A 25,825-nucleotide genomic window follows, 5' to 3' on the forward strand; every position below is an offset into this window, starting at 1 on the left:
AAGCGCGTGGACACGAGCGAGAGCAGCAGCGGGAGCGGCACCGGAACCGGGGCGAAGGATCCGGCGCCGGACGGGCGGCGGCGGGGGTGGCGCCGCTGGGCCATGGACACCCGCCCCCTGCGCCGCCCCGCCTACCGCAGGCTCTGGTCCTCCACCGTCGTCACGGCCGTCGGCAGCCAGCTCACCGCGGTCGCCGTGCCCAAGCAGATCTACGACATCACCGGTTCCTCGGCCTGGGTGGGCGCCGCGAGCCTCGCCGGACTCGTGCCGCTCGTCGTGTTCGCGCTGTGGGGCGGCGCGGTGGCCGACACCGTGGACCGCCGCAAGCTGCTGCTGATCACCAACACCGGCATCGCGGTGACCTCGCTGCTCTTCTGGATACAGGCGGTCACCGGCCTGGAGTCGGTGGCCGCCCTGATGCTGCTGCTCGCCCTGCAGCAGGCCTTCTGGGGCCTCAACTCCCCGGCCCGCAGCGCCTCCATCGCCCGTCTGGTGCCCGAGGACGAGCTGCCCGCCGCCAACGCCCTCGGCTCGACCGTCATGCAGACCGGGCAGGTGGTCGGCCCGCTGCTCGCGGGTGCGCTGATCCCGCTGATCGGCCTGCCCGAGCTGTACCTCGTCGACGCCCTGGCCCTGTGCGTCACCGTGTGGGCGGTCCACCGGCTCCCCGCGCTGCCGCCCCTGGCGGGCCCGGCGGTGCGGCGCGCGGGCGTGCGCGAGGTCGTGGCCGGCTTCCGCTACATCGCGGGGCACAAGGTGCTGCTGCTCTCGTTCCTCGCCGACATCGTCGCCATGGTCCTCGGCATGCCCCGCGCCCTGTTCCCGCAGCTCGCGGCCGAAACGTACGCCCCGTGGGGCGAGGGGCTGGCGCTGGGCCTGCTGTTCGCGGCGATCCCCGTCGGCGCGGTGGCCGGCGGGCTGTTCTCCGGCACCTTCTCGCGGGCCCGCCGGCACGGCTGGATGGTGATCGGCGCCGTCGTGGTGTGGGGCGCCGCCATCACCGGCTTCGGTCTGAGCGGCAGCCTGTGGCTCGCGGTGGCGTTCCTGGCCGTGGCCGGCGTCGCCGACATGGTCTCCATGGTCTTCCGGGGTGCGATCCTGCTGTCCGCGGCCACCGACGAGATGCGCGGGCGCATGCAGGGCGTGTTCACCGTCGTCGTGGCGGGCGGCCCGCGGCTCGCCGACGTCCTGCACGGCGGGGCGGGCTCCGCCTTCGGCGCGCGGGAGGCCGTGGCCGGGGGCGGGCTGCTGGTCGTGGCGGTGATGCTGGCCCTGGCCGCCGCGATGCCGGCGCTGCGCCGCTACCGCGTCTGACAGTGCCTCACAGGGTGCCGTGGCCGTGCAGCGCGTAGTGCTCGATGAGCCGGGCCCGGGTGTTCTCCAGGCGGTGCGCGAGGATCTCCGCGACCGAGCGCACCAGCACGATGCCGAGCTGCGGATCCCGCTCGCACAGGTCGAGCACCGCCGCCGCCTCGAACTCGTGGGCCCGCACCGGGCTGAACGCCTCGGCGCCGAAGTCCCACTCGTAGGGCGGGAACAGCCAGGACCAGCCGAGCAGGTCGCCCACTCCGAGGCTGGCGACCGTGACCCGCTGCAGGGACGTCACCTGCTGTGTCAGGGAGACGGCGCCGGAGCGGACGACCCAGAAACGGTCCGCCCTGCCCCCCGCCTCGAAGATCCGCGCGTCCTCCGGGAAGACGACCTCCTGGGCCAGCTCCATCAGCCGCGCGCGCTGGGGGGCGGGGAGGGCGTTCAGGAGTTTGATCGCTTTGGTCATGGCACGGGGCTCCTCGCCGGCGATTCGATTCCGGGGCTTTCCCTACGTCCATTTCAGTCGCTGCCGGCGCCCCGGGCACCTCGGCGGACGCGGGTTCCGGTGCGGATTGTGTGCGGGAGGCGGGGACGGCGGCGCGAGGGCGCGCGAAGGACGTGAAAAAGCCCTGGCCGGACGGGGGAGGCCGGCCAGGGCCGTGAGCGGTGACCGCGGAGGACTTCCCGTCGACTCCGTCGCCACGTATGTATGAACGCTAAACCATCTCCGGGGGTTCCATGAAACCGGTACCGGGGCGAGTGATCCGTTTCACTGAGCCGTCCCACGGTCCGCGCCCCGGGTATCACGCTCCGCGACGACCCTGATCGTCTCCAGTGCCGGATCGGTCGGATCCGGCAGGTACATCCCGGCCTCCAGACCTCTGCGCAGATAGCGCAGCACCGGCTCGGCCAGCCTCTCGCCCGGCAGGACGGCGGGAATGCCCGGCGGGTACGGCGTGATCATCTCCGCCGCGGTCCGGCCGGCGGCCCGGTCCACGGGCACGTCCTCGGTGGGGCCGAAGAACGCGTCCCTCGGCAACTGCACCTGCGGCATCCGCAGCTCGGCCGGGGACGGCACCGCGACCCGCGGGGCGGGCTCCATGCCGGGGGCGGCGCGGGCGAGGTCCTTGAGGGCGGTGAGCAGCTCGCCCGCCGTCTCCCGGTCGTCGCCGTGGGTGATCTGCGCGCCGATGCGGCGGTGGTCGGTGATGTGGGCGATCACGCCGCGGTGCTCGCGCAGCCAGTCCGCCGCCTGGAACCCCGAGATGCCGAGCCCGTCGAGGTCGACGACGACCGGCAGCGGATCGAAGCCGTGGGCCCTGCCGGGGCCGCAGAAGTCGTCGCGGTCGTTGACGTGCATGCCCTCGATCCCCTCGATCGCCGTCCGCACGTCGGCCGCCAGCTTCAGCGCCCCGCCCATCAGCTCCTGCCCGCCGAGCGCCATCTGGCGGCGCCAGCCGTCGAGACCCGCGAAGATCAGCACCGAGGGGCTGGTGGTGCTCAGCAGGTCGGCACGCATGCCGAGGAGCTTGGGCTGCACCAGGTCGCCGCGCAGGTGGAACACCGAGCCCTGTTCGAGTCCGCTGCCCATCTTGTGGATGCTGGTCACGCAGATGTCCGCGCCCGCGTCCATCGCCCAGGACGGAAGATCGGGGTGGAAGGGCAGATGGGCGCCCCACGCCTCGTCGACGATCAGCGGCACCGAGCGCCGGTGGCAGACCTCCGCGACGGCCCGCAGGTCGGCGCTCGCGCCGTACGGCGTCGGGCTGGTGACCAGGGCGCCCTTGGCGTCGGGATGGGCGGCGAACGCCTCCTCGAAGGCCTCCGCGGACGGCGGGTGCGCCAGATGCAGCCCGGCGTCCCAGCTCGGCTCGACCCAGACCGGCGCGATGCCGGACAGGATCAGCCCCGACACCACCGACTTGTGCGCGTCCCGGCCGATCAGCAGCTTCTCGTGCGGACCCGCGACCGCCAGCATCGCCGCCTTCACCGACAGGGAACTCCCGCACGTCGAGAAGAACGTGTGATCGGCGTGCACGGCGTCCGCCATCAGGTCCTGGGCGCGCTGCAGCACCCGCCCCCGGGTGAGCCGGTCGTCCAGCCCGGCCGTCGCCAGCACGTCGCCGAGGAACACCGCGTCGCCCAGCACCTCGCGCACCGCCGGGTCCGCACCGCGCGCCTGCTTGTGCCCGGGCGGCGTGAACGCCAGCCGCCCCTCGCGGCGGTACTCGACGAGGGCTTCCAGGACCGGTGCGCGGCGGTGATCGGCTGTCATGCCGCCCGGTTTCCCTCCCGGTGGCGCGTCAATCCGCCCCGCCGTCCCTCACCCGCGGGGCCCGGCCCGGGGTCAGCACCTCGTCCAGCACCCGCAGGACCGCCTCGTAGGCCACCGTCCGCACGGCGGCCTCCCGGGAGCCCTCCGGGTCGGTGGCCCGCAGCGCCTCGCTGCGCGCCCGCCAGCTCCGCCGTTCCTCCAGCGCACACGCCCTCGCCCGGCGCATGCGGCGCAGCAGTTCGTCCGAGTCCACAACATCCGTCATGCACTCCGCGTACCCCCGCACGGCGCCCGGATGGCCCGTGGGCCGCACGGAGGACCCGAGGTTTGCCGGTACCCGCAGAGGTGAGCCGACAGTGACGGGGCAGTGCGGCGCCAACGACCGAACCGAACCGTCCACCGACCAGGGAGCTGACGGATGAGCGAGAGGGACACGACCCGGCCCGTCGACCGGCGGGCCACGGACACACACCGCCGAGGCCGGCCGTGCAGGCCCGCCGATGCGCGCAGGGCGGTCGAGCACGCCGTCACCGAGTGCCGCGGCATCCGCGCCCCGTGCGACGTGGCCGCCCTGTCGGACGCCGTGCTCGTGGCCTCGGAACTGACCACCAACGCCATCCTGCACGGCGGCGGCGTCACCGACTTCCGGGTCGACGTCGTCGAACCCGGCGCGCACCCCGGAGTACGGCTGTCGGTGTGCGACCGCAGCCGCGACCTCCCGGTCGCCGTACCGCCCACCGACGACCGCGGCCGACGGCGCCTGGGCGGGCACGGCTGGCCGATCGTCTGCCGCCTGGCCCGCGAGGTCCGCGTGGCAGACCTTCCCTTGGAAGGCAAGTGCATCACCGTGGTCGTTCCGCTGTCCTGATGACTTTTGGAAAAGCGGAGTTTGTTCCACCGGGGCAGGGGCAGTCGCAGTTTCGTGCTTCGGACCGGAGGCGCAGCAGCGGGAGCGGTACGGCTGTTTCGGTACTCCGGCTGTGCCGGGGCGACCCGGACAGCGCCGTTCCCGCGGAAAGTCCCCTGAGACCACCGTTCAGGAGCGAATCCGCATGCTCATAGAAACGCCCACCATCCGTCCCGGTACCCCCCAGTCCGCCGATCCCGCCGCCCCGGCCCGCCGTCGTCACGACGACGCCCCCGACACCATGGCCCTCTTCGGACGGCTCGCGGAACTGCCGGACGGACCCGAGCGCGACGCCGTGCGCGACGAACTGGTCACGGCGTGGCTGCCCATGGCCCACCGGATCGCCGGACGGTTCCGGGACCGCGGCGAGTCCCTGGAGGACCTCCGCCAGGTGGCGGCGCTCGGCCTCGTCAAGGCCATCGACCGCTTCGACCCCGGGCGGGGAGCCTTCGAGAGCTACGCCGTGCCCACCATCACCGGCGAGGTCAAGCGACACTTCCGCGACCGCATGTGGGCCCTGCGGGTGCCCCGCCGGGTCCAGGAACTGCGCAACAAGGTGCGCATCGCCCGCCGGGAACTCGCCCAGAGCCCGGGCAGCCCCGAGCCCTCGGTGGCCGCCCTCGCGGCCCACACCGGGCTGACCGAGGACGAGGTCGGCGCCGGCATGGAGGCGCTGGAGAGCTTCAGCACCCTGTCGCTGGACGCCGAACTGTCGGCCGGCGACGACGGCTACAGCCTCGCCGACACCCTGGGCGCCGCGGACGGCTCGTACGACACCGTGATCGACCGCGAGTCCGCCAAGGAGGGGCTGCGCAGGCTGCCCGAGCGCGAGCGCGCCATCCTCTACATGCGCTTCTTCGAGGACATGACACAGAGCCGCATCGCCGACTGCCTGGGCATCTCGCAGATGCACGTCTCGCGGCTCATCAGCCGTAGCTGCGCCCGGGTGCGCGACGAGGCGATGGGGGAGCGGGCCGCCCGTCCCGGCCACGCGGTGCGCACGTGAGGGCGCGCGCCGACGGCACATCCGAAGGACAGGGGACCAGGGAGGGACGACACGGATGCTGATGCCACACCCCGAGGTACTGCGCAGGCTCCTCGCCGAGTACGAGGAGGCCGCGGCGGACGAGCCCGCGGGCGCGGCGGGCGAACCGGGCCCGCGGACCCGGGACCTCGCCTACACCCTGTGCGTGTCGACCGGCACGCGGGACGTGCGGCGGGCCCTGGAGGCCGCCCGGCGCCGGCTGGCGGACACACCGGAGCCCGCGGCCCCCGTCGACGCGCTGGAGCCCGCGGCCCCCGTGCCCGGCGGCACGCGCGCGGGCGTGGGGGACTGACGGGAAGGCACGCACGGAACGGACCCGGGACGGACGGACCGGGGGACCCACGGCGGGGCGCGACGCCACACCGCCCGTGCCCCGCGGCGCACGGACTGCCGCGTGGTGTGCGCGGCGCGATCCGGGGCATCCGGAGCACGCGATCGATCCGGGGCATCCGGAGCCGGGGAGGGGAAACCACATGAACGCACGTGTCCTGGCCGTCAGCGGGAGAGGCCGCGTCCGGCGGGCCGCGAACGGGTCGGCGGCCGAGGGAGCCGCCCGCGCCGGGCTCACCGCCCGCGGCGTCATCTACCTGCTCGTCGGCGTCCTCGCCCTGCGGATCGCCCTCGGCGACGGCGACCGGCAGGCGGACCGGGGCGGCGCACTGGCCGAGCTGTCGGACAAGCCGTTCGGGGCCGTGCTGCTGTGGGCGCTCGGCGCCGGACTCGTCGGCATGGCCCTGTGGCGGCTGTCCGAGGCGCTCTTCGGCGTCACCGGCAAGGACGGCCACTCGGCCCGGAAGCGCCTGCCGGCCGCTGCCCGGTGCGTCTTCTACGCCTTCGTCGCCTACTCCGTACTGGCCTTCGCGGCCGGTGCCGGCGGCAGCGGTTCCGGCGACCGGCAGTCCCGGGACGTCACGGCACGGGTGATGGAGCTGCCCGCAGGGCGCTGGCTCGTGGGCCTGGCCGGGGCCGCGATCGTCGTCGCCGGGGTCGTCATCGGCGTCCAGGCGGTGCGCCGCACCTATCGCAGGAAGCTCAAGCCCGGCGCGCTCGGCCCCCGGACCCGGCGGCTCGTCGACGTCACCGGCGTCGGCGGCGGAGTGGCCCGCGGCCTCGTCTTCGCCGGGGCGGGCGCCTTCGCCGTACGGGCCTCCCTCGACTACGACCCCAACCGGGTCAAGGGGATGGACGACACCCTGCGCTCCTTCGCAGGCACCCCACTCGGCCCCTGGCTGCTGGGCCTGGTCGCGGCCGGCCTGGTGCTGTTCGGCGTCTTCTCCTTCGCGCTCGCGCGCCTGCGCAGGGTCTGAGCGGCCCGGCACGGGGAACACGGAGCGAATGAACGAACACGAGATTCCTCCGCCGGACGGACGTCCCGTGGACGTCTACCTCGACCTCCTGCGCGTTCGCATGCCGAACGACGACTACCAGCTCCTGCTCAGCGTGGTGGAACCGGTCCTCCGGGCGATCGACGAGCAGCAGATGCCGACCATCGACTTCTCCCTGGACGGGGACAACGCCGAGGCGCTGCCCCAGGAGATCAGGGACGAGGCCGCGCTCGTCATCGCCACCGCCGTCACCGGACGTCTCGACAACGAGGTCGTCGAGATCGACACCGACGAGACCGGCCCGGTCCGGGTCGTCACCGACGCCGCCACCGCATCCGACCCCGAGCGGCTCGGCGAGATCGCCGACTACCTCAAGGAGCGCCACCAGCAGAACGAGGAGCTGCGCGGCATCGCCGAGGCCAGCGGTCTGCCCAGCGACTTCTGATCCCCGGCACCCGACCGGGCCGTCACCGCTGCGGCGCCCTGACGGGGACACCCAGCGGCCGGGCGAGACCGACCACGGCCTCGTCCAGCCGCTCCAGGTGCCGCAGCACGCGCCCGGTGATGCGGCCGTAACGGGGCACCCCGGCGGCGTCCGGCTCCAGCAGCGAGGCGATGCTCGGCCCGGTCTCCACCTCCGTGCCGGCGTCGTCGTCGGCGAGGCGGGCGGTGATCGCCTCGATGTTGCGCACCGTGCGCCGCACCGCGCCGCGCAGCCGGGGGTCGGCCGCGATCGACGGATGGGTGGGCAGCAGCTCGGCCGTCGCCGCCAGCGACCGCGCGTGGTAGGCACAGGTCTCCAGCAGCGCCACCACGTACTGCGCCGTGTCCCGCCGGGCCCGCAGCGGCGTGATCGGGTGGGTCAGCGGCTGGGTGGCGCCGCGCAGATCGCCGAGCGCCTGGTCCAGCTCCCGGGCCTTGTCCAGCAGGTCGGCCGCGGGGCCGCCGCTGAGCTGGTCGACGGCGCCCTCGGTCACCTCGGTGAGCCGCTCCAGCACCGTGCCGAGCAGTTCGTTCGTACGCCGGTGGGTGCGGATCGGCAGCACCAGCGCCGCCGCCACGATCCCGCAGGCCGCGCCGAGCGCCGTCTCCTCCACCCGCAGCAGCAGCACCGACATGCTGTAGGTGTGCAGCAGCGTGTACAGCAGTCCGAGCATCGCGGTCACGAAGAAGGACAGCAGCGTGTAGGACAGCGGCGCCGTGTAGAACATCGCGAAGATCAGCACCAGCACCAGGCCGAACGCGGTCCAGGTGTGGTTGCCCACCAGACCGGCCAGCACGATGCCCGCGACCACGCCCAGCACCGTACCGAGCAGCCGGCGGTAGCCCTTGACCAGGATCTCGCCGGTCGAGGCGGTGTTGATGAAGACGATCCAGCAGGTGAGCACCGCCCAGTACCAGCGCTGGGTGGACAGGAACTCCCCGCCGACGATGGCCAGCGAGGACCCCACGGCCACCTGCACCGCGGCCCGCGTGGTGGGCCGCCGCAGCCCTGTCTGCTCCTGAGGGGGCGCCGCCTCCTCACCGGCGTCGATGGCCGCGTCCTCGGCGTCCAGCTCCTCGCGCGAACGGGCGGTGGCCGGTGAGTCGTCGGACTCGTCCTGCGGTCCGTCCAGTGCGATCCTCAGGCCCATGACCGCGCGCGCCGTCTCGCCGATGCCGCGGAAGACGTCCTGGACGGCCGCCGTCGCCTCGGGCAGGTTCTCCTCGTCGCGGTAGCCGAGCAGCCGGTTGCGCAGGTGCGACAGCGCCGTGCCGCGCGCCTCCGCGGGCGGGCGCAGCACCAGGACGCGCAGCGCCGTCAGATCGCGGCGCAGCCGCTCCGTGGCCTCACCCGGTGCCGGCGAATGACCGACGGACGGAGCGGGCGCGCCCGGCAGATGCAGGGTCAGCGTGTCCGCCCGCTCGGCGCTGCGTGCGGTCAGCAGCAGCAGCCCGAGGCGTTCGGCGGCGATCTCGGCGTCGGCGATGCGCCGCTGCACCAGGCGGGCCGTGGACGCGTCGGGTGTGCCCTCCTCCAGCCGGGACTGGATCAGCAGGGCCGTCTCGTGCAGCCGCGCGGTGCCGTCGCGCAGCCGCTCCAGCGTCTTGTCGATGGCGTCGGGACCGGCGTCCAGCAACTCGATCTGCGTCGCGATGAGCTGCGCCAGCCGGGCGCGGAACGCCTGCCGCAGCAGCCGCAGGATCCGCGCGGGCGTCGCCGGGACCACTCCGAAGCGCACCACCGCGCTGGAGGCGAACGCCACGGCGATGGCGGCCCACAGCCCCGGCAGCCCCGACACCTTCGCGCCGACGAACAGCGACACGAAGTAGACCTGGAAGCCGATCAGCCCGAGCGCCGTGCCCCGGTCGCCGAACCGGCGGACGAAGACCGCGCAGAAGATCAGGACGACGAAGAAGGCGTCACCGAGCACGACCCGCGAGGTGAGCACGGTGCTCAGCGAGACCGAGGCCAGTGCGACGGGCAGGCCGAGCGCCAGCGTGACGGCCTGCGGAACCGGCTCCTTCTCCCGGATGGCGAAGGTCGCGACCATCGCCACCATGGCGCCCGCCACCAGATGCTTGACGTCCACGCCGAACGCGGCGAGCACACCGAGCGTCAGCGCGATGGCGCCGACCGTCCGCAGACCCGCCGTCAGCCGCAACAGCCCCGGGTCGGAGGCGGCGACGCGGTCCCGCAGCCGTGTCCGCGCCGAGCCTCCCGCTGCCTTCACGCCGCCGAACACTCTCCCGATTCACCGCCGGCTCTCACAGCCGGTTCCAGCCATCTCCCGGCCGGTTCACGCCGAGATCCACTTCTCAGCATGTCATGCCCCGGTCCGGCACGGGCCGCGGGGGCGGGCCCCGCTCACAACTCCGCCCGGTGCGCCCCCTTCACCTGCTCCCGCACCTGCTCCGGCGTCAGGTACGCGTCGGTGTACTCGAAGTCCTTCAGCTTGGCCGGCTTGCGGGCCTGGAAACCGGTGCGCACGAAATCGTCCCCGGCGATCGCGTTGAGTGCCCAGTCGGCCGCCACCCGCGCCTTGGCCACACCCGTGCGCAGCGCCGACCAGTGGTAGCCGCGCGCCACCGCCTGCGCGGGCAGGCCCTTGAGCTCGACGCCCATCGGCTTGGACACCGCGTCGGCTCCGCCGAGGTCGACGACGAGACCGAGGTCCTTGTGCACGTACGGCCGCATCGGCTGGTTGCGCAGGGTGGCGATGATGTTCTCGGCGACGTGCCGGCCCTGCCGCATCGCGTGCTGCGCGGTGGGCGGGCAGACGGCGCCCTCCTGGCCCTTGGCGAGGTCGGGCACGGCCGCGGAGTCGCCCAGCGCGAACACTCCGTCGTGGTTGGGCAGGCACATGTCCGCGGTCACCGCGAGCCGCCCCTTGACCGTCTCCGCGCCCAGCGTGGCGATCAGCGGGCTCGCCACCACGCCCGCCGTCCAGATCAGCGTGCGGGTGGGCACCACCCGGCCGTCCGTGAACGTGACCTCCTCCGGCCCGGCCTTGGCGATGGACACCCCCAGGGAGATCTCGATGCCGCGCCGCGTCAGGATCTGCTGCGCGTCCCGGCCGAGCTGCTCGCCCAGCTCCGGCATCAGCTTCGGCGCGATGTCGATCAGGTGCCACTTGATCAGGGCCGGGTCCAGGCGCGCGTAGCGCTTGACGGCCGCGTGCGTCAGCCGCTGCAGACACGCCGCGGTCTCGGTGCCCGCGTAGCCTCCGCCCACCACCACGAACTGCAGCCGGGCGGCCCGCTCCGCCGGGTCCTGGCTGGCGTCGGCGATGTCGAGCTGCGAGATGACGTGGTCGCGGATGTAGGCGGCCTCCGCCAGCGTCTTCATGCCGAACGCGTGGTCGGTCAGTCCGGGGATGTCGAAGGTGCGGGTGATGCTGCCGGGCGCCAGCACGATGTAGTCGTACGGCTCGTTGACGATCCGGCCGGTGATGCCGCGCACCACGCAGACCTTCGCCTTGAGGTCCACCCCGATGGCACCGCCCGGCAGGATGCGGGTCCGGTACCTGCGGCTGCGGCGCAGGGAGAGCGCGATCGACTGGGGCGTGAGCACCCCGGCGGCGACGTGCGGCAGCAGCGGCAGATAGAGCTGGTAGGAGAACGGCGTCACCAGGGTGATCTCGGCCTCCTCCGGCGAGAGCCTGCGTTCCAGACGACGGACGCACTCCACGCCGGCGAAACCTGCTCCGACCACCAGGATCCTGGGTCGTGTCACGGTGCTCATCCCTTTCTGCGCCTCCGGGGCGGCGGTCCGCCGCGAACGCCCTTCGCCTGCCCGGGGATCGCCGCTTCGCACCTCGCCCATCCCACCGCGCCCGCACCGGCCCGGCCAGCCGGACGCGGCAGGCAGGCGACCCGTCCTGATCACCACCATGCCCCGCCCGGGCCCGCGGCGCACCGGGCGGGAGCGCGTCGCGTGGAATCCTCGCCGCGGATCAGCCGCCGTCGCCGAGGTGGCACAGCAGCAGGCACACGTCGTCGTCGCGTTCGGAGTCGCTGAGCATCGGACGCAGGATGCGGTCCGCCGAACCCTCCAGGTCCGTCTCCAGCTCGGCCGGGCCGAAGGAGCCGAGTGCCTCCGCCAGCCGCGCGATCCCCGGGTCTATGCCCCGGGCCCGGCGCTCCACCAGACCGTCGGTGTACAGCGCGAGCGTCGAACCGGGCGCCATGGGCACGGTGTGGTCCGCGATCTCCTGCCGCAGCGGGATGCCGAGCATCGCGCCGGGCTTGGCGTCCAGGGTCCGCACCAGCCCGTCCGGCGTGCGCAGCACCGGCGGCGGATGACCGGCGGCCGCCCAGGTCACGGTCGGGTCGTCGGGATGGAAGCGCGCGATGACGGCCGTCGCGAACAGGTCGGGCTGGAGGTGGTGCAGGAAGATGTGCAGCCGGGTCAGCAACTGCCCGGGGCTGCCGCCGTCGACCGCGTACGCCCGCAGGGCGGTGCGGAGCTGGCTCATCATCACCGCCGCGCGCAGCCCGTGCCCGGTGACGTCCCCGACCACGGCGATGACACCGCCGTCCGGCTGACGGAACGCGTCGTACCAGTCGCCGCCGATGTTCAGCCCGTGGGTGGCCGGCAGGTAGCGCGCGGCCAGCGTGAGCCCGGGCGGGGCCGGCAGCTCCGTGAGCAGCGCCCGCTGGAGCGTCTCGGCGATGTCGCGGTTGTGCTGGTAGCGCTGGGCGTGGTCGATGGCGGTGCTGGCCCGCCGGGTCAGCTCGATCAGCATCACGGCGTCGTCCGGGTCCCAGCGCTCCCCGGGCGGGGACAGCGTCACCACACCCAGCGGTGCCTGCCGGGTCGGCAGCGGGATGCACAGCAGGGGCCGGTCCGGGGCCAGTGCCGAGGGCGGCCGGTCGTCGACGCCGGGCAGCCCGCCGGGGTGCGCGGCGGCGTACTGCGGCCGTCCGGTGCGGGCGGCCGCCACCGCCGCGGCCGCGTGGGCCGGGCCCGGCCGGTCGCCGTCCTGGTCGAACAGCCAGACGTCCACGCTCGCCGCGTACTCGGGCACCAGCAGCTCCGGCAGGCGGCGCACGATCTCGTGGTGGTCCAGCGAGGCCGTCAGCACCGCGCTCGCGTCCGCCAGGAAGGTCAGTCTGCGCCGGGCGTCCTCCGCCTCCCTACGTGCCTTGCGCTCCGCCGCGAACGCCTCGCGCTGGGCCCGCCCGGCCGCGTCCAGCTCGGCGTGCAGGGCCACCACGCCCTGGTTCGTCTGCTGCAGCTCCTCCCGGTGGAAGTCGACCAGGCCCTCCTGCTCGGCGAGCCGCTCCAGCACCAGTGCCGTGTCCTCGTCGGCACCCAGCAGGGCCTCCGCCAGCTCCGCCGGGCCGCTCACGACGGCGTCGGCGCCGACGTCCGCCGACGCCTCCGGGCAGGGCACGGTGACACGCCACGGCGGCTGTCCCGCGGCGGCCGCCTCGGGTGACGGCGTCACCACGGCGTGCAGGACACCCTCCCCGGCGCGGGAGTCGGTGAGCGCCTCCAGGGTGAGCCGCCAGGTGCCGCCCTTGGTCAGACACAGCCGTAGCTGCGCGCCGAGCGAGGCCGTCAGCCGCGCGCGCTCCACGGGCGGCACGCCGTGGGCCGCCGCCAGCCGTGCGGTGGCGATGCGCGCCACGGCGGCGTCGGTGACGTCGCTGATCTGCCAGGTTCGGGTCATGGGCCGTCCGGCGGGGTCGGGGCCAGCACGGCGACGGCGGTGTCGTCCCGTACGGGCCGGGCCGGGCTGCTGGCGTCACGGATCGTCACGGCGGCGGTCACCGCCGGGTCGGCCGCGGTGCGGCACGTGTCGGACGTCGGCGACCACCGGCTCGGCAGGCCGTCGCTGTGCAGGACCAGCACCCGGTCCTCCGCCCAGGCCGTCTCCTCCTCGCGCAGCGTGGTGGGCCGGTGGGTGCCGACGATGCCGGGGCGCGAGACCAGGTGCCGCCAGGTGCCGCCCTCGCACAGCCGGGCCCCGATGTTGCCGACACCGGTGAACCGGAGCACCCCGACCCGCGCGTCCACCTGGGCCACCGCGACGGCCGCGCCGCGGGTGCCGGACAGCGCCCGGTCGAGCCGCCGCACCACCTCGGCCGGCGGCAGTCCCGCGGACGCCCGCAGCGCCTCCACGGCCGCTGCCGAGGCGCGGGAGGCCTCCGGGCCGTGACCGAGACCGTCGGCCAGCATCAGCGTGACGAGGTCCCCCTCCCGGCCCCAGGCCCAGGCGTCGCCCGAGTACTCCGCACCGCCGAACGGGACGTTCACCGCACCGGCCCGCAGCCGGCCCGCCGGACCGGAATCGACGGCGCGGGCCCCGGACACGGCGCCCACCCGGGCGACGACGACCGTGCCCCGGCCGGGGACACTGTGCAGGTCGAAGTCGTCGGCGAGGCGCGCACAGGTGCCCAGCCCCGCCCCGAGGGAGCCCGTGGTGGTGAAACCGTCGCGCAGCGCGGCGGACACGTCGGAGATCCCGGGGCCGTGGTCGACCGTGACGACCTGCACCCGCGGCGCCGCCTCCCGGTCCGCCGGGAGGAAGGCGGGCGGGACCACGTCGATCAGCACCTGGCCGCCCCCGGCGTGCTTGAGCAGGTTGGTGGCCAGCTCGGTCGCCACCAGCGCCGCCGTCGAGGTCCGCTGCTCGTCCAGGCCGGCCAGGGCCGCCGCGTGCTCCGCGGCCACCCTGGCGTCGCGCACCCGGGTCGAGTCGTGCACCGGGACGTCCCACACGCGGGGCATCAGGACTCCTCACGCGGGCGGGGCGGCCGGCCCACCCAGGACGTCACCCGCACGGTCGTCCCGGAACCCGGGGCGCTCTCGATCCCGAACTCGTGCACCAGGCGCCGCGCGCCGCCCAGCCCCATGCCGAGGCCGTCGCCGGAGGTGAAGCCGTCGCTGAGCGCCTGCTCCAGGTCCGGGATGCCCGGCCCCTCGTCGCTGAAGGTCAGCCGCAGCCCGCGCGTGGTGCCCTCGACGAGCGGCTCCGTCTCCATGGTGCCGCCACCGCCGTACACGAGCGTGTTGCGGGCCAGCTCACTGGCCGCGGTGACCAGCTTGGTCTGGTCGACCAGGCCGAAGCCGAGCTGGGCGGCGGCCTGCCGCACGTGCTGTCGTACCCACACCAGATCCATGTCGGAGCGGATCGGCAGGCGGGCCTGGGAGCCCGCGGCAGTGTGCATCACAAACGCTCCTGGCGCAGGCCGCCGAAGCGGGACGACGGGGCCTGCCGGCTGAGCAGCTCCAGGGCCACCTCGGTGCTGAGCGCGGTGTGCACACCCGGCAGCGTGAGGCCCAGCTCCACCAGCGTGATCGCGACCGCCGGCCGCATGCCGACCAGCACGGTCCGCGCGGCCAGCAGACCGGTCTGCCCGGCGATCTCGGCCAGGATCCGGCCGAGGAAGGAGTCGACGATCTCCACCCCGGAGACGTCGATCACCACACCGGTGGCACCACTGCGCACGATGGTCTCGGCGAGATCCTCCTGGAGCTGCTGAGCCGTGCTGTCGTGCAGGTCCCCCTGGAGGGTGACCAGGAGGACCTCACCGAGCCGCAGCACCGGAACATGCCCTGACACCGGAGCCCCGTGGGGTCCGGGAAACGCCTGGCTCACCGCGCGACCGCACCGTTCGTGCCGGGTGTCACGATGCCGACCCCGAGCTGGTGCAGCACGTACCCCAGCGCGTCGGCGAGGCTGGCCCGGGTCACCACCGTGCCCAGGTCCAGGCCGAGGTGGACCATGGTCTGCGCGATCGCGGGCCGGATGCCGGAGACGATGCACTCGGCGCCCATCAGCCGGGCCGCCGCGACCGTCTTCATCAGGTGCTGGGCCACCAGCGAGTCGACGGTCGGCACACCCGTGATGTCGAGGATCGCGTAGCGCGCCTGCTGCTCGACGACGGACTCCAGCAGGGTCTCCATCACCACCTGGCTGCGCGCGCTGTCCAGCGTGCCGATCAGCGGCACGGCCACGATGCCGTCCCACAGCTTGATGACCGGGGTGGCCACCTCCAGCAGTTGCAGCCGCTGGCGGTCGATGAGCGCCTGGCCCTCGCTGAGTGCCGTCTGCATGACCACGACCCGCAGGGTCCCCATCAGCACGCTCAGCGTGGTGACACAGGCCCGGACGTGCTCGGCCGTGGCGTCCTCGGGCAGGTCGGCCACGAGCAGGTTCTCGACGGGGGGACGCAGCGCGGCCAGCTCGCTGGAGACCTGAGCGGTGCTCAGTCCGGCGCGCGAGCGGGCCGCGCCCATCCGCGCCAACTGCTCGCGCACCGCCGTGAATCCGGCGGCGTCCGGGTCCTCCACCCGCGCCGCGTCCGCGACCTGCGCCAGGGCGTCCACGACGGCCTTGGCCGCCTCCACCGCCTCGTCCCGCGAGAGGGTGAACACGGTCCGGAACACGGGCTCGTCCGACCACCGCTGGGCGACCTGCTCCCGCCGGCGCCGCAGGAAGTCCCTGATCTCACGCGTCGGCGCTGCCGCCGTTCCCTCCGCCTGTTCCGGCACCTGTCCCACTCCTCATCCGCGTTGCGCCGCACCTCGCCCCCTGCGGGACGACGTACCGACGACGTGACTCTGCCGGGCGACAACTGTAACCACCCGCCGACCTGGCACGGCACCCGCTTCCGCACGACCGGTCCGGAGGAGACGCGGGGCGGGACGCTCAGGCGTCGGGCACCCGCGGGCCCTCCGGGTGCGCGTCGACCCGGGCCAGTGCCTCGTCGACGCTCTGGGAGACCGGCACGGTGATGCTCACCCCCGTCAGGTCCAGGACGCGCAGCACCGCCGGGGCCGGCGAGATGATGTGCACGCTGCCCGGCAGGTCGCGGGCCTCCTGGTAGACGCGCAGGATGATGTTCATGCCGGACGAGTCCATGAACGGCACCTGGGACAGGTCCAGCAGGAAGTGGCGCCTGCCGTGGTGCAGTTGGTTGGCCAGGTGGTGCTGGAACTCGGTCGCGGTGTCGACGTCCAGGTAGCCCTCCACCTTGAGCAGGGCGACGTCCTGGCGGGGCAGCGTCACCTCGACGGACAGCGGGTTCTGGGCTATGGGCACGTGTACCTCCAACGATGCGGCGGCGCGGCGGACCGTCGGGTGGCCCGCCGCGCCCGGCGGTTACCCCCGAATCCGCCCTCCACACCTGCCCTCGGGCATCCGGCTCGCGCGGGGTGTCTCAGCCGACCCGTATGCCCACCAGACACGTGTCGTCGTCCGTGTCCGACCTGCTGTAGGTCAGCAGCCGGTCCAGGTGCTGGTCCAGGGTGCTCGGCGTCGGGCGCACCGTGCTCAGCAACTGGGTCAGGGCCTCCTCCACCGGGCGGTCGCGGCGTTCGATCAGGCCGTCGGTGTACATCAGCAGCGTGTCCCCGGACGCCAGCTCCGCCTCGACCTCCTCGTACGCCGCCTCCGCCGCCGCCCCCAGCAGCATGCCCCTGACCAGCGGCAGCGGCTCCGCGCCCGGACCGCGCACCAGCACCGGCGGCAGGTGGCCGGCCCTGGCCCAGCGCAGCGTGCGCCGCACCGGGTCGTACAGGCCGCACACCGCCGTCGCGGTGACCCCGCCCGTCAGATGGTGCGCCACGATGTTCAGCCAGGACAGCAACTGCCCCGGACCGGCCCCGGTCACCGCCAGCCCGCGCAGCGCGTTGCGCAGCACCACCATGCTGGTCGCCGCCTCTATCCCGTGCCCGGCGACGTCCCCCACGCACAGCAGCACCAGCCCGCTCGGCAGCATCACCGCGTCGTACCAGTCGCCGCCCACGAGCTGCTCCGTCTCCGCGGGCCGGTACCGGACGGCCACCTGTAGGTCCGGCACCTGCAAGGGGGTCTGGGCCGGCGGCATGATGGCGTGCTGCAGTTGCAGGGTCAGCCGGGCGCGCTCCCTGGCCTGCTGCTCGGTGTGCGCGAGCTGGTCGCGCGTCGCGGCGAGCGCCACCTCCGTCCAGTGCTGGGCCGAGATGTCCTGACAGGCGCCCCGCACCAGCAGCAGCCGGTCGTCGGTGTCCAGGACCGGCTCGGCCACCACCCGCACGTGCCGGGTCACCCCGTCGGGCCGGCGCAGCCGGAACGCCGCCGACGCCGGCCGCCGGTGGTGCAGCAGCGTGCGCAGGAACCGCCCGATGGTGACCGCGTCGTCCGGGTGGGCGTGCGCGGCCAGTTCCTCCAGCGGCACCGGGGTGCTGGTGTGCGGGCGACCGTACAGGTCGAAGAGCTGGGCGTTCCAGGTGATCTCGCCGGTGAGCAGATTCTCCTCGAAACCGCCGATGCGGCCGAGCCGCTGGGCGTGCTGGAGGAGGCTGGCCAGGCGTGCCGTCTCGTCCTCGATGCGCCAGATGAGCAGCACGGCGTTGCCGTGCCGGCTGACGCTGATGTCCGCGACCGCCGACAGCGGCACCTGGTCCACCAGCGCGGTCAGGTTCAGGTGCCGGGCCCGGAACGGTTCTCCCGTGGCGTACACCCGCTCCACGCTGCGGAACAGCTCGCTGTCCCCGGCGGCCATCGGATAGGCCTCCAGCAGCAGCGCGCCGCCCACGACGGCACGCGGCCGCCCGGCGGGGTCCATGAACCGGTTGTTCACGTGCTGGATGCGGAAGTCCGCCAGGTGCCCGTCCGCGTCCAGGTGCGGCACCAGTACCAGGGCGGGGTCGTGCAGCCCGTCGGCCAGGTCCATCAGCTCCACCGCGTCCGGGATGACCCGCGGCTCCTGCCCGGGGCCGCGCGGCGGCGCGTACGACTCCAGCGTGTGCGCGCACAGCTCCGCCAGGGCCTCCACCTGGCGGACGACCTGCGGCGGCTGCGGGGCCAGCGGCGCCGGCCAGGCGATCTCCAGCACGCCGTGGATGCGTCCCCCGGTGCCCGCGGGCACCGCGACCCGGCCGCCGTCCGGGTACTGGTGCCGTCCCACGCTGGGCAGCCCCGTTTCGGCGAGGGAGGCGAACCACTGCCCCGAGCGCTCGGTCAGACCGCACCGGGCCACCGTCGCCACGTCCGGCGGCACGTAGCGCCAGCGGGCCGCCTCGGCCGGCGGGAACCCGGCGCTGCCCACCAGGGTCAGCGACCCGTCGTACCCGGCTGCCCAGATGGCCACCGCGACCGCGCCCAGCGGACGCAGCGCCTGCTCCAGCAGCGCGTCGGCGACGGCCTGGGTGTCGTCCGCCGCCAGCGCGCCGCTCTCGGCGGCCCGCAGCCGTACGGCCGCCGACTCGGCCGCCGACTCCCCGGCCTCCGGGGCGTCCGCACCCCGTGCGCCGTCCGCGTCCTCTCCGGGGGCCGTGGCCCGTACGGCCGCGGTGGCCGCGAGGAACGCGCCGGTCACCTCCGACATGCGGTCGCGGGCGGCCTGGTTGATGACGTCGACCGCGAACTCCAGCGGCGTCACCCGGGACTGCTCGGCCAGCTCGGCCAGTTGCCGGGCGGCCTCGGCCGGACCGCAGCCGAGCCGCGCGACCAGGACGCCCTTGGCCAGCTCGATCAGCGCCCGGCCCTCGGCCTCCGCCTGGGCGGCGCGCACCTCCCGGCTGAGCCGGTCGACCGTGGCCGCCAGCCTGCCCACGGGGGAGAGCGGGGCCGGGCCGTCCCCGTCCCCGGACCCGGACCGCCGGAGGCCGCCGGGGTCGCCGTGCTGCTCGGGCGTGCTCATGCGGGCAGCCACCGCCGGACGCAGGCGATGAGGTCCTGGGTGTCCACGGGTTTGGTGATGTAGTCGCTGGCCCCCGAGGCGAGGCTCTTCTCCCGGTCGCCGGGCATCGCCTTGGCCGTGACCGCGATGATGGGCAGCTCGGCGTAGCGCGGCATCCGGCGGATCTCGGCGGTCGCCGTGTAGCCGTCCATCTCCGGCATCATCACGTCCATCAGGACCAGCGCCACCTCCGGGTGGTCCACGAGCGTCTCGATGCCCCGGCGTCCGTCCTCCGCGTGCAGGACCCGGAACCCGTGCAGCTCCAGGATCCCGCTGAGCGCGAAGAGGTTGCGCGCGTCGTCGTCGACGACGAGGACGGTGCGCCCGGCGGGCGGGTCCTCACCGGTGCGCAGGGCCGGGCGCGGCGTCTCCTCGGGCCGGACCAGCGACAGCACGTCCCCGGGCTCCTCGGCGGCCAGGTGCAGGGCGATGCGCTCGCGCAGCTCGTCGAGGCCGGCCAGGAACTCCAGGGAGCGGCCGGCCGCGCCCGAGCGCAGGTCCTCCGCCACGGCGGCGTCCACGCGGTGCCCGCTGTGCACGAGCACCGGCACGCCGGCCAGCGCCGAGTCACCGCGCAGCGCGTCCAGGAAGCGGGACGCCTCGCCGTCCGGCATGCCCAGCTCCAGTACGACGCAGTGGCAGGGCTCGGCCGCGAGCGCGCCCGCGGCCTCCTCGGCCCCCACGGCCGTGATCACGTCGAGCGGGGGCCGGTCGTCCGCGTCGTCCTGCCCGTGCGTCAGGTCGGCGACGACGCTCTCCGCGACGAGGGTGAGCAGTCCCCGCGGGCGCTCCTCGACGACGAGCAGGCGCCGCGGCCGCTGCCGGTGGCCGCCGGTCAGCTCGGCCACCGGCAGCGGGCGGTCGAGCACGTCGGCGGAGTGGCCGGCCGCCAGGTGTTCGGGGCCGCGTGCCAGCAGGTCCTCGAAGTCGGGCCGGGCCACGGGCAGGTACAGCGTGAAGGTGCTGCCCCGGTCCGGGACGCTGTCCACCGTGACGGCGCCGCCGAGCAACTGGGCGATCTCCCGGGTGATGGACAGGCCGAGCCCGGTGCCGCCGTACTTGCGGCTGGTCGTGCCGTCCGCCTGCTGGAAGGCGCCGAAGATCGACTCCAGGTTCTGCTCGGGGATGCCGATGCCCGTGTCCTTGACCCGGAAGGCCACGACGGGCCCGCCCCGCACCACGCCGCCGGGCACCTCGCCGTCCGGAGCGGGCTCGACGGACAGCTCCACGCCGCCCCGCTCGGTGAACTTCACGGCGTTGGACAGCAGGTTGCGCAGCACCTGCCGCAGCCGGGAGTCGTCGGTCAGCAGGTCGGCCGGGGCCCCCGGAGCCGTCGTGACCGTGAAATCCAGGCCCTTCTGGCCCGTCATGGGACGGAAGGTGGCCTCGACGTACTCGATGAGCTGGCGCAGCGTCACGCGCTCGGGAGAGACGTCCATCTTCCCCGCCTCGACCTTCGACAGGTCCAGGATGTCGTTGATCAACTGCAGCAGGTCCGAGCCCGCCGAGTGGATGATCCCCGCGTACTCGACCTGCTTCGGGGTGAGGTTGCGCGAGGGGTTCTGGGCGAGCAACTGGGCCAGGATGAGAAGGCTGTTGAGCGGGGTGCGCAGCTCGTGGCTCATGTTGGCCAGGAACTCCGACTTGTACTTGGAGGCCAGCGACAACTGCTGGGCGCGTGCCTCCAGTTCCTGCCGGGCCTGCTCGATCTGCAGGTTCTTCGCCTCGATGTCCCGGTTCTGCGCCGCGAGCAGGGACGCCTTGTCCTCCAGCTCGGCGTTGGAGTGCTGCAGCTCCTCCTGCTGGGTCTGCAGCTCCGCGGAACGGGCCTGGAGCTCGGCGGTCAGACGCTGCGACTCGGCGAGGAGCTCGTCGGTACGGGCGTTGGCCACGATCGTGTTGACGTTCACGCCGATGGTCTCCATCAGCATGTCCAGGAAGTCCCGGTTGATCTGGCTGAACGGGGCGACCGAGGCCAGCTCGATCACCCCGAGGACCTGCCCCTCGACCACGATGGGCAGCAGCACCAGCGCGGTCGGCACCACCTCGCCGAGCCCCGAGGAGACGGTCAGGTAGCCCGGCGGCAGTTCGTCCACCACGATGGTGCGCCGGCTGCGCGCGGCCTGACCGACCAGGGTCCGGCCGAAGGCGATACGGGTGGGTCTGGCCGTGTCCTGCGGGTAGCCGTAGGAGCCGACGAGCCGCAGCTCGGGGCCGTCCTCGCCGTCCTCGGCCAGGTAGAAGGCGCCGTACTGGGCCGAGACCAGCGGCACCAGCTCGTCCATGATCAGCTCGGCGACCACGGGCAGGTCCCGGTGCCCCTGCATGAGGCCGGAGATGCGGGCGAGGTTGGTCTTGAGCCAGTCCTGCTCCTGGTTGGCCCGCGTGGTCTCGCGCAGGGACTCCACCATGGCGTTGATGTTGTCCTTGAGCTCGGCGACCTCGCCGGACGCCTCCACGTTGACCGAGCGCGTCAGGTCGCCCTCGGCGACGGCGGAGGTGACCTCGGCGATCGCGCGGACCTGGCGGGTCAGGTTGCCGGCCAGCTCGTTGACGTTCTCCGTGAGCCGCTTCCAGGTTCCGGAGACGCCCTCCACCTCGGCCTGGCCGCCGAGCCGTCCCTCGGTGCCGACCTCGCGGGCGACCCGGGTGACCTCGTCGGCGAAGGCGGAGAGCTGGTCGACCATCGTGTTGATCGTCGTCTTGAGTTCGAGGATCTCGCCGCGCGCGTCGACGTCGATCTTCTTCGACAGGTCGCCCCGGGCCACCGCGGTCGTCACCAGCGCGATGTTGCGCACCTGGTTGGTGAGGTTGTTGGCCATCGAGTTGACGTTGTCGGTGAGGTCCTTCCAGGTCCCCGCGACGTTCGGCACGTGCGCCTGGCCGCCGAGCCGTCCGTCGGTGCCGACCTCGCGGGCGACGCGGGTGACCTCGTCGGCGAAGGCGGAGAGCGTGTCCACCATCGTGTTGATCACGTCGGCCAGCGCCGCGACCTCGCCCTCGGCGTCCACCGTGATCCGCTGCGACAGGTCGCCCCGGGCCACCGCGGTGGCCACCTGGGCGATGGAGCGGACCTGGCCGGTCAGGTTGGACGCCATCACGTTGACGTTGTCGGTGAGGTCCTTCCAGGTGCCCGACACCCCGCGCACCCGGGCCTGGCCGCCCAGGTTGCCCGCCGTGCCGACCTCGCGGGCGACCCGGGTGACCTCGTCGGCGAAGGCGGAGAGCTGGTCGACCATGGTGTTGATGGTGTTCTTCAGCTCGAGGATCTCGCCGCGGGCGTCCACGGTGATCTTCTGGGACAGGTCGCCCTTGGCCACCGCGGTGGCCACCTGGGCGACGTTGCGGACCTGGTTGGTCAGGTTGCCCGCCATGAAGTTCACCGAGTCGGTCAGGTCGCGCCACGTGCCCCTGACGCCCTGGACGTCGGCCTGGCCGCCGAGCCGTCCGTCGGTGCCGACCTCGCGGGCCACCCGGGTGACCTCGTCGGCGAAGGCGGAGAGCTGGTCGACCATGGTGTTGATGGTGTTCTTCAGTTCCAGGATCTCGCCGCGGGCGTCCACGTCGATCTTCTGGGACAGGTCCCCCCGGGCGACCGCCGTGGCCACCTGGGCGATGTCCCGGACCTGGGTGGTGAGATTGCCCGCCATGGCGTTGACCGAGTCCGTCAGGTCGGCCCAGGTGCCGGAGACCCCCGGCACCTTCGCCTGACCGCCGAGGGCACCCTCGGTGCCGACCTCGCGGGAGACCCGGGTGACCTCGGAGGTGAACACGGACAACTGGTCCACCATGCCGTTGAAGACCTTGGCGATGTCCCCCATCAGACCGTCCGCGTCGTCCGGCAGACGGGTGCCGAAGTCGCCGTCCCGCACGGCCGTCAGGCCCGCCAGGAGACGGCGCAACTCCTGGTCGCCGGGAACCGTGTCGACGGATCCCGTGCTGTCGCTGGTCATGCGCATCCTCGTTCCGCTCCCCGGGAGTCCTCGTGCGAGGACTCGCCACCCCCTCCGGACCGCTCGGGCGGTCCGGCTCCCGTGCCTGCGTCCGCGCAGTTCACGGAGTGCCCCCAGCAGAAAATACGTCAGAGGCTAACCCAGCCTCCGGGCGGGGACAAAGCGATGCGTCACCCGGCCGGACGCGTACCCCCGGACGGGTCGCGCCGGGACCGATTGCGGCGGGCGCGGCCGGGTATCCGCTGCTGTGGAGCCGGTCCGGCCCGTCGCGCCGCCCGGCTCCCACGGTCGTCACCGAAACGGGAGGGAAGGACAGCGTGCCGATGGAGAGCATCTGGTCGTACACGGCGGACAGCGGTTACGAGGCGGTGGCGGACCTGACGGGCTGCACCGTCGTCGCCGACGACGGCACCATCGGGCACGTGGACCGGCAGGCCGAACACTTCGGCATGCGCCACCTCGTCGTGGACACCGGCGTCTGGGTGTTCGGCCGCAGCGTCCTGGTGCCGGTGGGACTGATCCGCGGCATCGACGCCGAGGCCCGCACGGTCACGTTGAACTGCACCAGGGCCGAGGTCAAGGCCGCGCCCAGGTTCCGGACCGACAGCGAGACGATGGACCGCGACTACCTGGCGTCCGTCGGCGACTACTACCACCGGCTGCCGCCGCGGGAGAGCCCCGCGACCTGACCGGACCACCAGCACGCGGACAACGGGGAAACCACCGACATGCGCCCAGCCGACCGGACCACCACGCCCGTCACAGCCGTCGCGGCACCCTCCGACGCCGTGCCCGCCGCCCCGCCGGCGCCGGGTGCCGGGGCCGGTGCGGCGGCGGCACGGGCGTACGCGGAGTCGGTGGCGCGGACGTGGCGGGACGGTCTGGGCCGCGGGGTGCGCGAGGAGGACGTCGTCGACCTGCTGCTCGTGGTCTCGGAACTGGTCACCAACGCGATCCGGCACGGCGGCGGACTGGCCGGCTTCGAGGCCCGGCCGACGCGCGAGGGACTGCGGATCGCCGTCCACGACAACAACACGGTGGTGCCCCGGGCCACGTCCGCGTTCCCCACCACCCACCCCGGCGGCGGCTACGGCTGGCCGCTCGTCGCCCGCCTCGCCCGGGACGTCACGGTGGAACCGCGCCCCGAGGGCGGCAAGACGATCAGCGCCCTGGTGCCCCTGCGGGCCGCGGACACCCCGTGACCGGCGCGGTCACCAGGGCAGGAAGACGTGGATGTCCTTGCCCTGCTCCCCGGTGACCACGCTCACCTGGTCGGACAGCGTGTGGATGAGGTGCCAGCCGATGCCGCCGCCCCCCTTGCTCGGATGGAAGGGCCGCGGCGCGGGCTCCGTCGTGCTGGTGTCGTGCATCACCACGTGCACGCCGTCGAAGGTACGGCGCAACCGCAGTTGGAACGGCCCCGGAGCGTACTGCACGGCGTTGGCCGCCAGCTCCGTGACGACGAGGAGGATGTCGTCCCAGTACTCGGGCGCCGCGGGCGGCGCCGCCCGGGCCAGGTCGTGGAGGAACTCCTCCGCGACCAGCCGCGCACCGGTCACGTTGTGCAGCTCCCCGGTGAAGCTGGCGGTGCGGTTCGTGATCTCCTCGGAAGCCAGTGTCCTGTCCCAACGCGACTCGGCTGCCATTGCGCCTTCCCGGCCCGGCACCGGCCGGGCGTCGTTCCTTCTCCTTCGCATTCCCTGCGTTGTAAGTTCCCGTGCCGGGCGAACCTAGTCGCGCCGCGGTCGCCGGGCCAGGGGCGGGGACGGAGGCGCGGGTCGGCGCGGGAAGACGTTGTCCGTGTCCTCCCAGCCGCCGGGCTCCCGGGGCGGCGGCCGGGAGGCGTCGCCCGGCAGGGCCGGGGCGGCCCGCGAGGGTGCCGGGAACTCCGGCTCCGGCGTGATCGGCGCGCCGACGCAGGGCCGGCTGTGACCCTCCACCACGGCCTGGTGGACGAGCGGGTGCCTCCGCAGCCGCTCCTCCAGGGCGGCCGGGGCCACGCTCTTGCCGCGGCGGACGGCAGGAACGCGCCGCGCTCCACCAGCGTGTACGGCGTGCCCGCGGCCAGTTGCCCGACGTGGCACGGCGCGGGCAGCCACGCGCACACCGAGCCGACGGTCATCACGCCCCGCTCGTCCTCGGCCGGCACGCCCACGCAGCCCGCGCCCCGCGGGATCCACACGACCTGGTCGCGCGAGGACGCCGGGTGGACCGGCACCACCTCGGCGCCCACCGCCCACAGGGCGTGGCTGAAGATCGCCCACTGGTACCGGGTGCGGGCCGGGATCACCCCCCCCGGTCGCCCGGCGCGAGGCCGCCGGCGATCAACCCCTTCGCCAGGCCGCCCACCTCGTCGCGGAACCCGGCCGCCGTCACCTCGTCCCACACCGCCGAGCCGGGGAGCCCGGCGGCGGGTGAGCATCGGCAGGTCCGGCGTGCGGGCGGCCGTCTCGAAGAGGCTGTCCGCGAGCCCGGCCTGATCCAAACGGCGCCTCCTGGCCCAGCCGCGAGCGGTGGGGGGCCGGGACCGCGGAAGTGTTCCCGCCCGGTGATCCGGCCCGATCGGGGGACCCGGGGGACATGACCTACGTGAACCCCGACCCCGATCCCCGAGTCAGCACCGGCCTGGAGCCCGGCGGCGGCGTGCCGCCCGGGGAGACCCCGCCGGCGGAGAGCAGCATGCCCGAGGCCGGTCCCCAGGACCTGCCCATCAATCCGGCCAAGGGCTGGGCCAAGGGCCCGATGGCCCTGATCCTCGCGGTCGTGCTGATCTTCGCGGCGGGCCTCCTGGGCTACGCCCTGGCCCTGATCTACTGAGCACCGAGGAGCACGTTGCCCGACGCTCCCGGT

24 protein-coding genes and 1 pseudogene are annotated in these 25,825 nt (G+C 73.9%); 9 read left to right on the forward strand and 16 right to left on the reverse strand.

The features are described 5' to 3' along the window. Positions 1–6 precede the first annotated feature (6 nt). The gene (locus tag IG88_RS0102680; protein ID WP_031034493.1) at positions 7–1,314 is read left to right on the forward strand and encodes an MFS transporter; all 1,308 of its coding nucleotides are present in this window, start codon (positions 7–9) and stop codon (positions 1,312–1,314) included. A gap of 7 nt (positions 1,315–1,321) precedes the next feature. On the opposite strand, the gene IG88_RS0102685 is transcribed toward IG88_RS0102680, so the two are convergent. The 3 genes from IG88_RS0102685 to IG88_RS0102695 form a co-directional block, all read right to left on the reverse strand. After that, on the reverse strand, positions 1,322–1,777 hold the full coding sequence (locus tag IG88_RS0102685; RefSeq protein WP_031034495.1) for a cyclic nucleotide-binding domain-containing protein: 456 nt from the start codon (positions 1,775–1,777) through the stop codon (positions 1,322–1,324). Between the two features lie 303 nt (positions 1,778–2,080). Continuing rightward, on the reverse strand, positions 2,081–3,586 hold the full coding sequence (locus IG88_RS0102690; RefSeq protein ID WP_031034497.1) for an aminotransferase class I/II-fold pyridoxal phosphate-dependent enzyme: 1,506 nt from the start codon (positions 3,584–3,586) through the stop codon (positions 2,081–2,083). Between the two features lie 28 nt (positions 3,587–3,614). Continuing rightward, positions 3,615–3,851, reverse strand: a complete 237-nt coding sequence (locus IG88_RS0102695) for a hypothetical protein (protein ID WP_031034500.1) — start codon at positions 3,849–3,851, stop codon at positions 3,615–3,617. Positions 3,852–4,004: 153 nt separating this feature from the next. Here IG88_RS0102695 and IG88_RS0102700 point away from each other — a divergent pair, with 153 nt between their 5' ends. The 5 genes from IG88_RS0102700 to IG88_RS0102720 all read left to right on the forward strand — a co-directional run bounded on the left by IG88_RS0102700 (position 4,005) and on the right by IG88_RS0102720 (position 7,308). Continuing rightward, on the forward strand, positions 4,005–4,454 hold the full coding sequence (locus IG88_RS0102700) for an ATP-binding protein (RefSeq protein WP_031034501.1): 450 nt from the start codon (positions 4,005–4,007) through the stop codon (positions 4,452–4,454). Between the two features lie 184 nt (positions 4,455–4,638). Further along, the gene (locus IG88_RS0102705) at positions 4,639–5,499 is read left to right on the forward strand and encodes a SigB/SigF/SigG family RNA polymerase sigma factor (RefSeq protein WP_031034504.1); all 861 of its coding nucleotides are present in this window, start codon (positions 4,639–4,641) and stop codon (positions 5,497–5,499) included. A 55-nt stretch (positions 5,500–5,554) separates the two neighbouring features. Then, positions 5,555–5,830, forward strand: a complete 276-nt coding sequence (locus IG88_RS0102710; RefSeq protein ID WP_031034505.1) for a DUF5133 domain-containing protein — start codon at positions 5,555–5,557, stop codon at positions 5,828–5,830. 181 nt (positions 5,831–6,011) lie between these two features. Continuing rightward, a complete protein-coding gene (locus IG88_RS0102715) occupies positions 6,012–6,845 on the forward strand; it encodes a DUF1206 domain-containing protein (RefSeq protein ID WP_031034509.1) in 834 nt (277 codons plus the stop codon). 28 nt (positions 6,846–6,873) lie between these two features. Further along, positions 6,874–7,308, forward strand: a complete 435-nt coding sequence (locus tag IG88_RS0102720; protein ID WP_031034511.1) for a hypothetical protein — start codon at positions 6,874–6,876, stop codon at positions 7,306–7,308. Between the two features lie 22 nt (positions 7,309–7,330). Here IG88_RS0102720 and IG88_RS0102725 read toward each other — a convergent pair whose 3' ends face one another. The 10 genes from IG88_RS0102725 to IG88_RS0102770 form a co-directional block, all read right to left on the reverse strand. Next, entirely contained in the window at positions 7,331–9,577 is a 2,247-nt protein-coding gene (locus IG88_RS0102725; RefSeq protein ID WP_031034512.1) for an FUSC family protein, read from the reverse strand. A gap of 134 nt (positions 9,578–9,711) precedes the next feature. Then, the gene (locus IG88_RS0102730) at positions 9,712–11,088 is read right to left on the reverse strand and encodes an NAD(P)/FAD-dependent oxidoreductase (RefSeq protein WP_031034515.1); all 1,377 of its coding nucleotides are present in this window, start codon (positions 11,086–11,088) and stop codon (positions 9,712–9,714) included. A 211-nt stretch (positions 11,089–11,299) separates the two neighbouring features. Next, positions 11,300–13,021, reverse strand: a complete 1,722-nt coding sequence (locus IG88_RS0102735) for a PP2C family protein-serine/threonine phosphatase (protein WP_031034517.1) — start codon at positions 13,019–13,021, stop codon at positions 11,300–11,302. Beyond that, complete coding sequence (locus tag IG88_RS0102740) at positions 13,018–14,082, reverse strand: ATP-binding SpoIIE family protein phosphatase (protein WP_031034520.1); 1,065 nt, start codon at positions 14,080–14,082, stop codon at positions 13,018–13,020. Before IG88_RS0102740 ends, IG88_RS0102735 begins: the two co-directional genes overlap by 4 nt. Then, on the reverse strand, positions 14,082–14,522 hold the full coding sequence (locus IG88_RS0102745) for an anti-sigma regulatory factor (protein WP_031034522.1): 441 nt from the start codon (positions 14,520–14,522) through the stop codon (positions 14,082–14,084). Before IG88_RS0102745 ends, IG88_RS0102740 begins: the two co-directional genes overlap by 1 nt. Then, on the reverse strand, positions 14,522–14,953 hold the full coding sequence (locus IG88_RS0102750) for an STAS domain-containing protein (protein WP_031034524.1): 432 nt from the start codon (positions 14,951–14,953) through the stop codon (positions 14,522–14,524). Before IG88_RS0102750 ends, IG88_RS0102745 begins: the two co-directional genes overlap by 1 nt. Further along, positions 14,950–15,849 carry an STAS domain-containing protein gene (locus tag IG88_RS0102755; RefSeq protein WP_031034526.1) on the reverse strand — a complete coding sequence of 300 codons (900 nt, stop codon included), beginning with the start codon at positions 15,847–15,849 and terminating at the stop codon, positions 14,950–14,952. Before IG88_RS0102755 ends, IG88_RS0102750 begins: the two co-directional genes overlap by 4 nt. A gap of 157 nt (positions 15,850–16,006) precedes the next feature. After that, entirely contained in the window at positions 16,007–16,399 is a 393-nt protein-coding gene (locus IG88_RS0102760) for an STAS domain-containing protein (protein WP_031034528.1), read from the reverse strand. 118 nt (positions 16,400–16,517) lie between these two features. Further along, on the reverse strand, positions 16,518–18,983 hold the full coding sequence (locus IG88_RS0102765) for a SpoIIE family protein phosphatase (RefSeq protein ID WP_031034531.1): 2,466 nt from the start codon (positions 18,981–18,983) through the stop codon (positions 16,518–16,520). After that, positions 18,980–22,975 (reverse strand): HAMP domain-containing protein, encoded by a 3,996-nt coding sequence (locus tag IG88_RS0102770; protein WP_107452016.1) that lies wholly within the window; start codon positions 22,973–22,975, stop codon positions 18,980–18,982. Before IG88_RS0102770 ends, IG88_RS0102765 begins: the two co-directional genes overlap by 4 nt. Positions 22,976–23,292: 317 nt before the next feature. On the opposite strand from IG88_RS0102770, the gene IG88_RS0102775 reads away from it, so the two are divergent. Beyond that, entirely contained in the window at positions 23,293–23,664 is a 372-nt protein-coding gene (locus tag IG88_RS0102775) for a PRC-barrel domain-containing protein (RefSeq protein WP_031034535.1), read from the forward strand. 39 nt (positions 23,665–23,703) lie between these two features. Continuing rightward, positions 23,704–24,177, forward strand: coding sequence for an ATP-binding protein (locus IG88_RS0102780; protein ID WP_031034537.1), 474 nt, complete (start codon positions 23,704–23,706; stop codon positions 24,175–24,177). A gap of 9 nt (positions 24,178–24,186) precedes the next feature. Here the strand turns inward: IG88_RS0102780 and IG88_RS0102785 are convergent, their stop codons facing one another. The 3 genes and pseudogenes from IG88_RS0102785 to IG88_RS44075 form a co-directional block, all read right to left on the reverse strand. After that, a complete protein-coding gene (locus IG88_RS0102785) occupies positions 24,187–24,621 on the reverse strand; it encodes an ATP-binding protein (protein ID WP_031034539.1) in 435 nt (144 codons plus the stop codon). An 84-nt stretch (positions 24,622–24,705) separates the two neighbouring features. Continuing rightward, positions 24,706–25,080 carry a hypothetical protein gene (locus IG88_RS43695; protein WP_420712063.1) on the reverse strand — a complete coding sequence of 125 codons (375 nt, stop codon included), beginning with the start codon at positions 25,078–25,080 and terminating at the stop codon, positions 24,706–24,708. Then, a pseudogene (locus IG88_RS44075) lies at positions 24,966–25,460 on the reverse strand (AMP-binding protein); the annotation flags it as partial. The gene IG88_RS43695 and the pseudogene IG88_RS44075, both read right to left, overlap by 115 nt. Before the next feature lie 95 nt (positions 25,461–25,555). Between IG88_RS44075 and IG88_RS0102800 the strand changes: the two are divergent. Beyond that, positions 25,556–25,792: a DUF6480 family protein gene (locus IG88_RS0102800; protein ID WP_030403920.1), complete on the forward strand. Its 237-nt coding sequence runs from the start codon at positions 25,556–25,558 to the stop codon at positions 25,790–25,792. The last annotated feature ends 33 nt before the right edge of the window (positions 25,793–25,825 follow it).

The organism is Streptomyces sp. NRRL F-5650, assembly GCF_000721365.1.
GTDB lineage: Bacteria > Actinomycetota > Actinomycetes > Streptomycetales > Streptomycetaceae > Streptomyces > Streptomyces ardesiacus.

What these genes read in the sequence shown, in the direction of transcription:
- IG88_RS0102710 (WP_031034505.1), top strand. Translation starts at nt 5,555, where the DNA reads ATGCTGATGCCACACCCCGAGGTACTGCGCAGGCTCCTCGCCGAGTAC.
- IG88_RS0102780 (WP_031034537.1), top strand. Translation starts at nt 23,704, where the DNA reads ATGCGCCCAGCCGACCGGACCACCACGCCCGTCACAGCCGTCGCGGCA.
- IG88_RS0102705 (WP_031034504.1), top strand. Translation starts at nt 4,639, where the DNA reads ATGCTCATAGAAACGCCCACCATCCGTCCCGGTACCCCCCAGTCCGCC.
- IG88_RS0102785 (WP_031034539.1), bottom strand. Translation starts at nt 24,621, where the DNA reads ATGGCAGCCGAGTCGCGTTGGGACAGGACACTGGCTTCCGAGGAGATC.
- IG88_RS0102740 (WP_031034520.1), bottom strand. Translation starts at nt 14,082, where the DNA reads ATGCCCCGCGTGTGGGACGTCCCGGTGCACGACTCGACCCGGGTGCGC.
- IG88_RS0102735 (WP_031034517.1), bottom strand. Translation starts at nt 13,021, where the DNA reads ATGACCCGAACCTGGCAGATCAGCGACGTCACCGACGCCGCCGTGGCG.
- IG88_RS0102770 (WP_107452016.1), bottom strand. Translation starts at nt 22,975, where the DNA reads ATGACCAGCGACAGCACGGGATCCGTCGACACGGTTCCCGGCGACCAG.
- IG88_RS0102700 (WP_031034501.1), top strand. Translation starts at nt 4,005, where the DNA reads ATGAGCGAGAGGGACACGACCCGGCCCGTCGACCGGCGGGCCACGGAC.
- IG88_RS0102695 (WP_031034500.1), bottom strand. Translation starts at nt 3,851, where the DNA reads ATGACGGATGTTGTGGACTCGGACGAACTGCTGCGCCGCATGCGCCGG.
- IG88_RS0102730 (WP_031034515.1), bottom strand. Translation starts at nt 11,088, where the DNA reads ATGAGCACCGTGACACGACCCAGGATCCTGGTGGTCGGAGCAGGTTTC.
- IG88_RS0102715 (WP_031034509.1), top strand. Translation starts at nt 6,012, where the DNA reads ATGAACGCACGTGTCCTGGCCGTCAGCGGGAGAGGCCGCGTCCGGCGG.
- IG88_RS0102745 (WP_031034522.1), bottom strand. Translation starts at nt 14,522, where the DNA reads ATGCACACTGCCGCGGGCTCCCAGGCCCGCCTGCCGATCCGCTCCGAC.
- IG88_RS0102685 (WP_031034495.1), bottom strand. Translation starts at nt 1,777, where the DNA reads ATGACCAAAGCGATCAAACTCCTGAACGCCCTCCCCGCCCCCCAGCGC.
- IG88_RS0102800 (WP_030403920.1), top strand. Translation starts at nt 25,556, where the DNA reads ATGACCTACGTGAACCCCGACCCCGATCCCCGAGTCAGCACCGGCCTG.
- IG88_RS0102690 (WP_031034497.1), bottom strand. Translation starts at nt 3,586, where the DNA reads ATGACAGCCGATCACCGCCGCGCACCGGTCCTGGAAGCCCTCGTCGAG.
- IG88_RS0102720 (WP_031034511.1), top strand. Translation starts at nt 6,874, where the DNA reads ATGAACGAACACGAGATTCCTCCGCCGGACGGACGTCCCGTGGACGTC.
- IG88_RS0102765 (WP_031034531.1), bottom strand. Translation starts at nt 18,983, where the DNA reads ATGAGCACGCCCGAGCAGCACGGCGACCCCGGCGGCCTCCGGCGGTCC.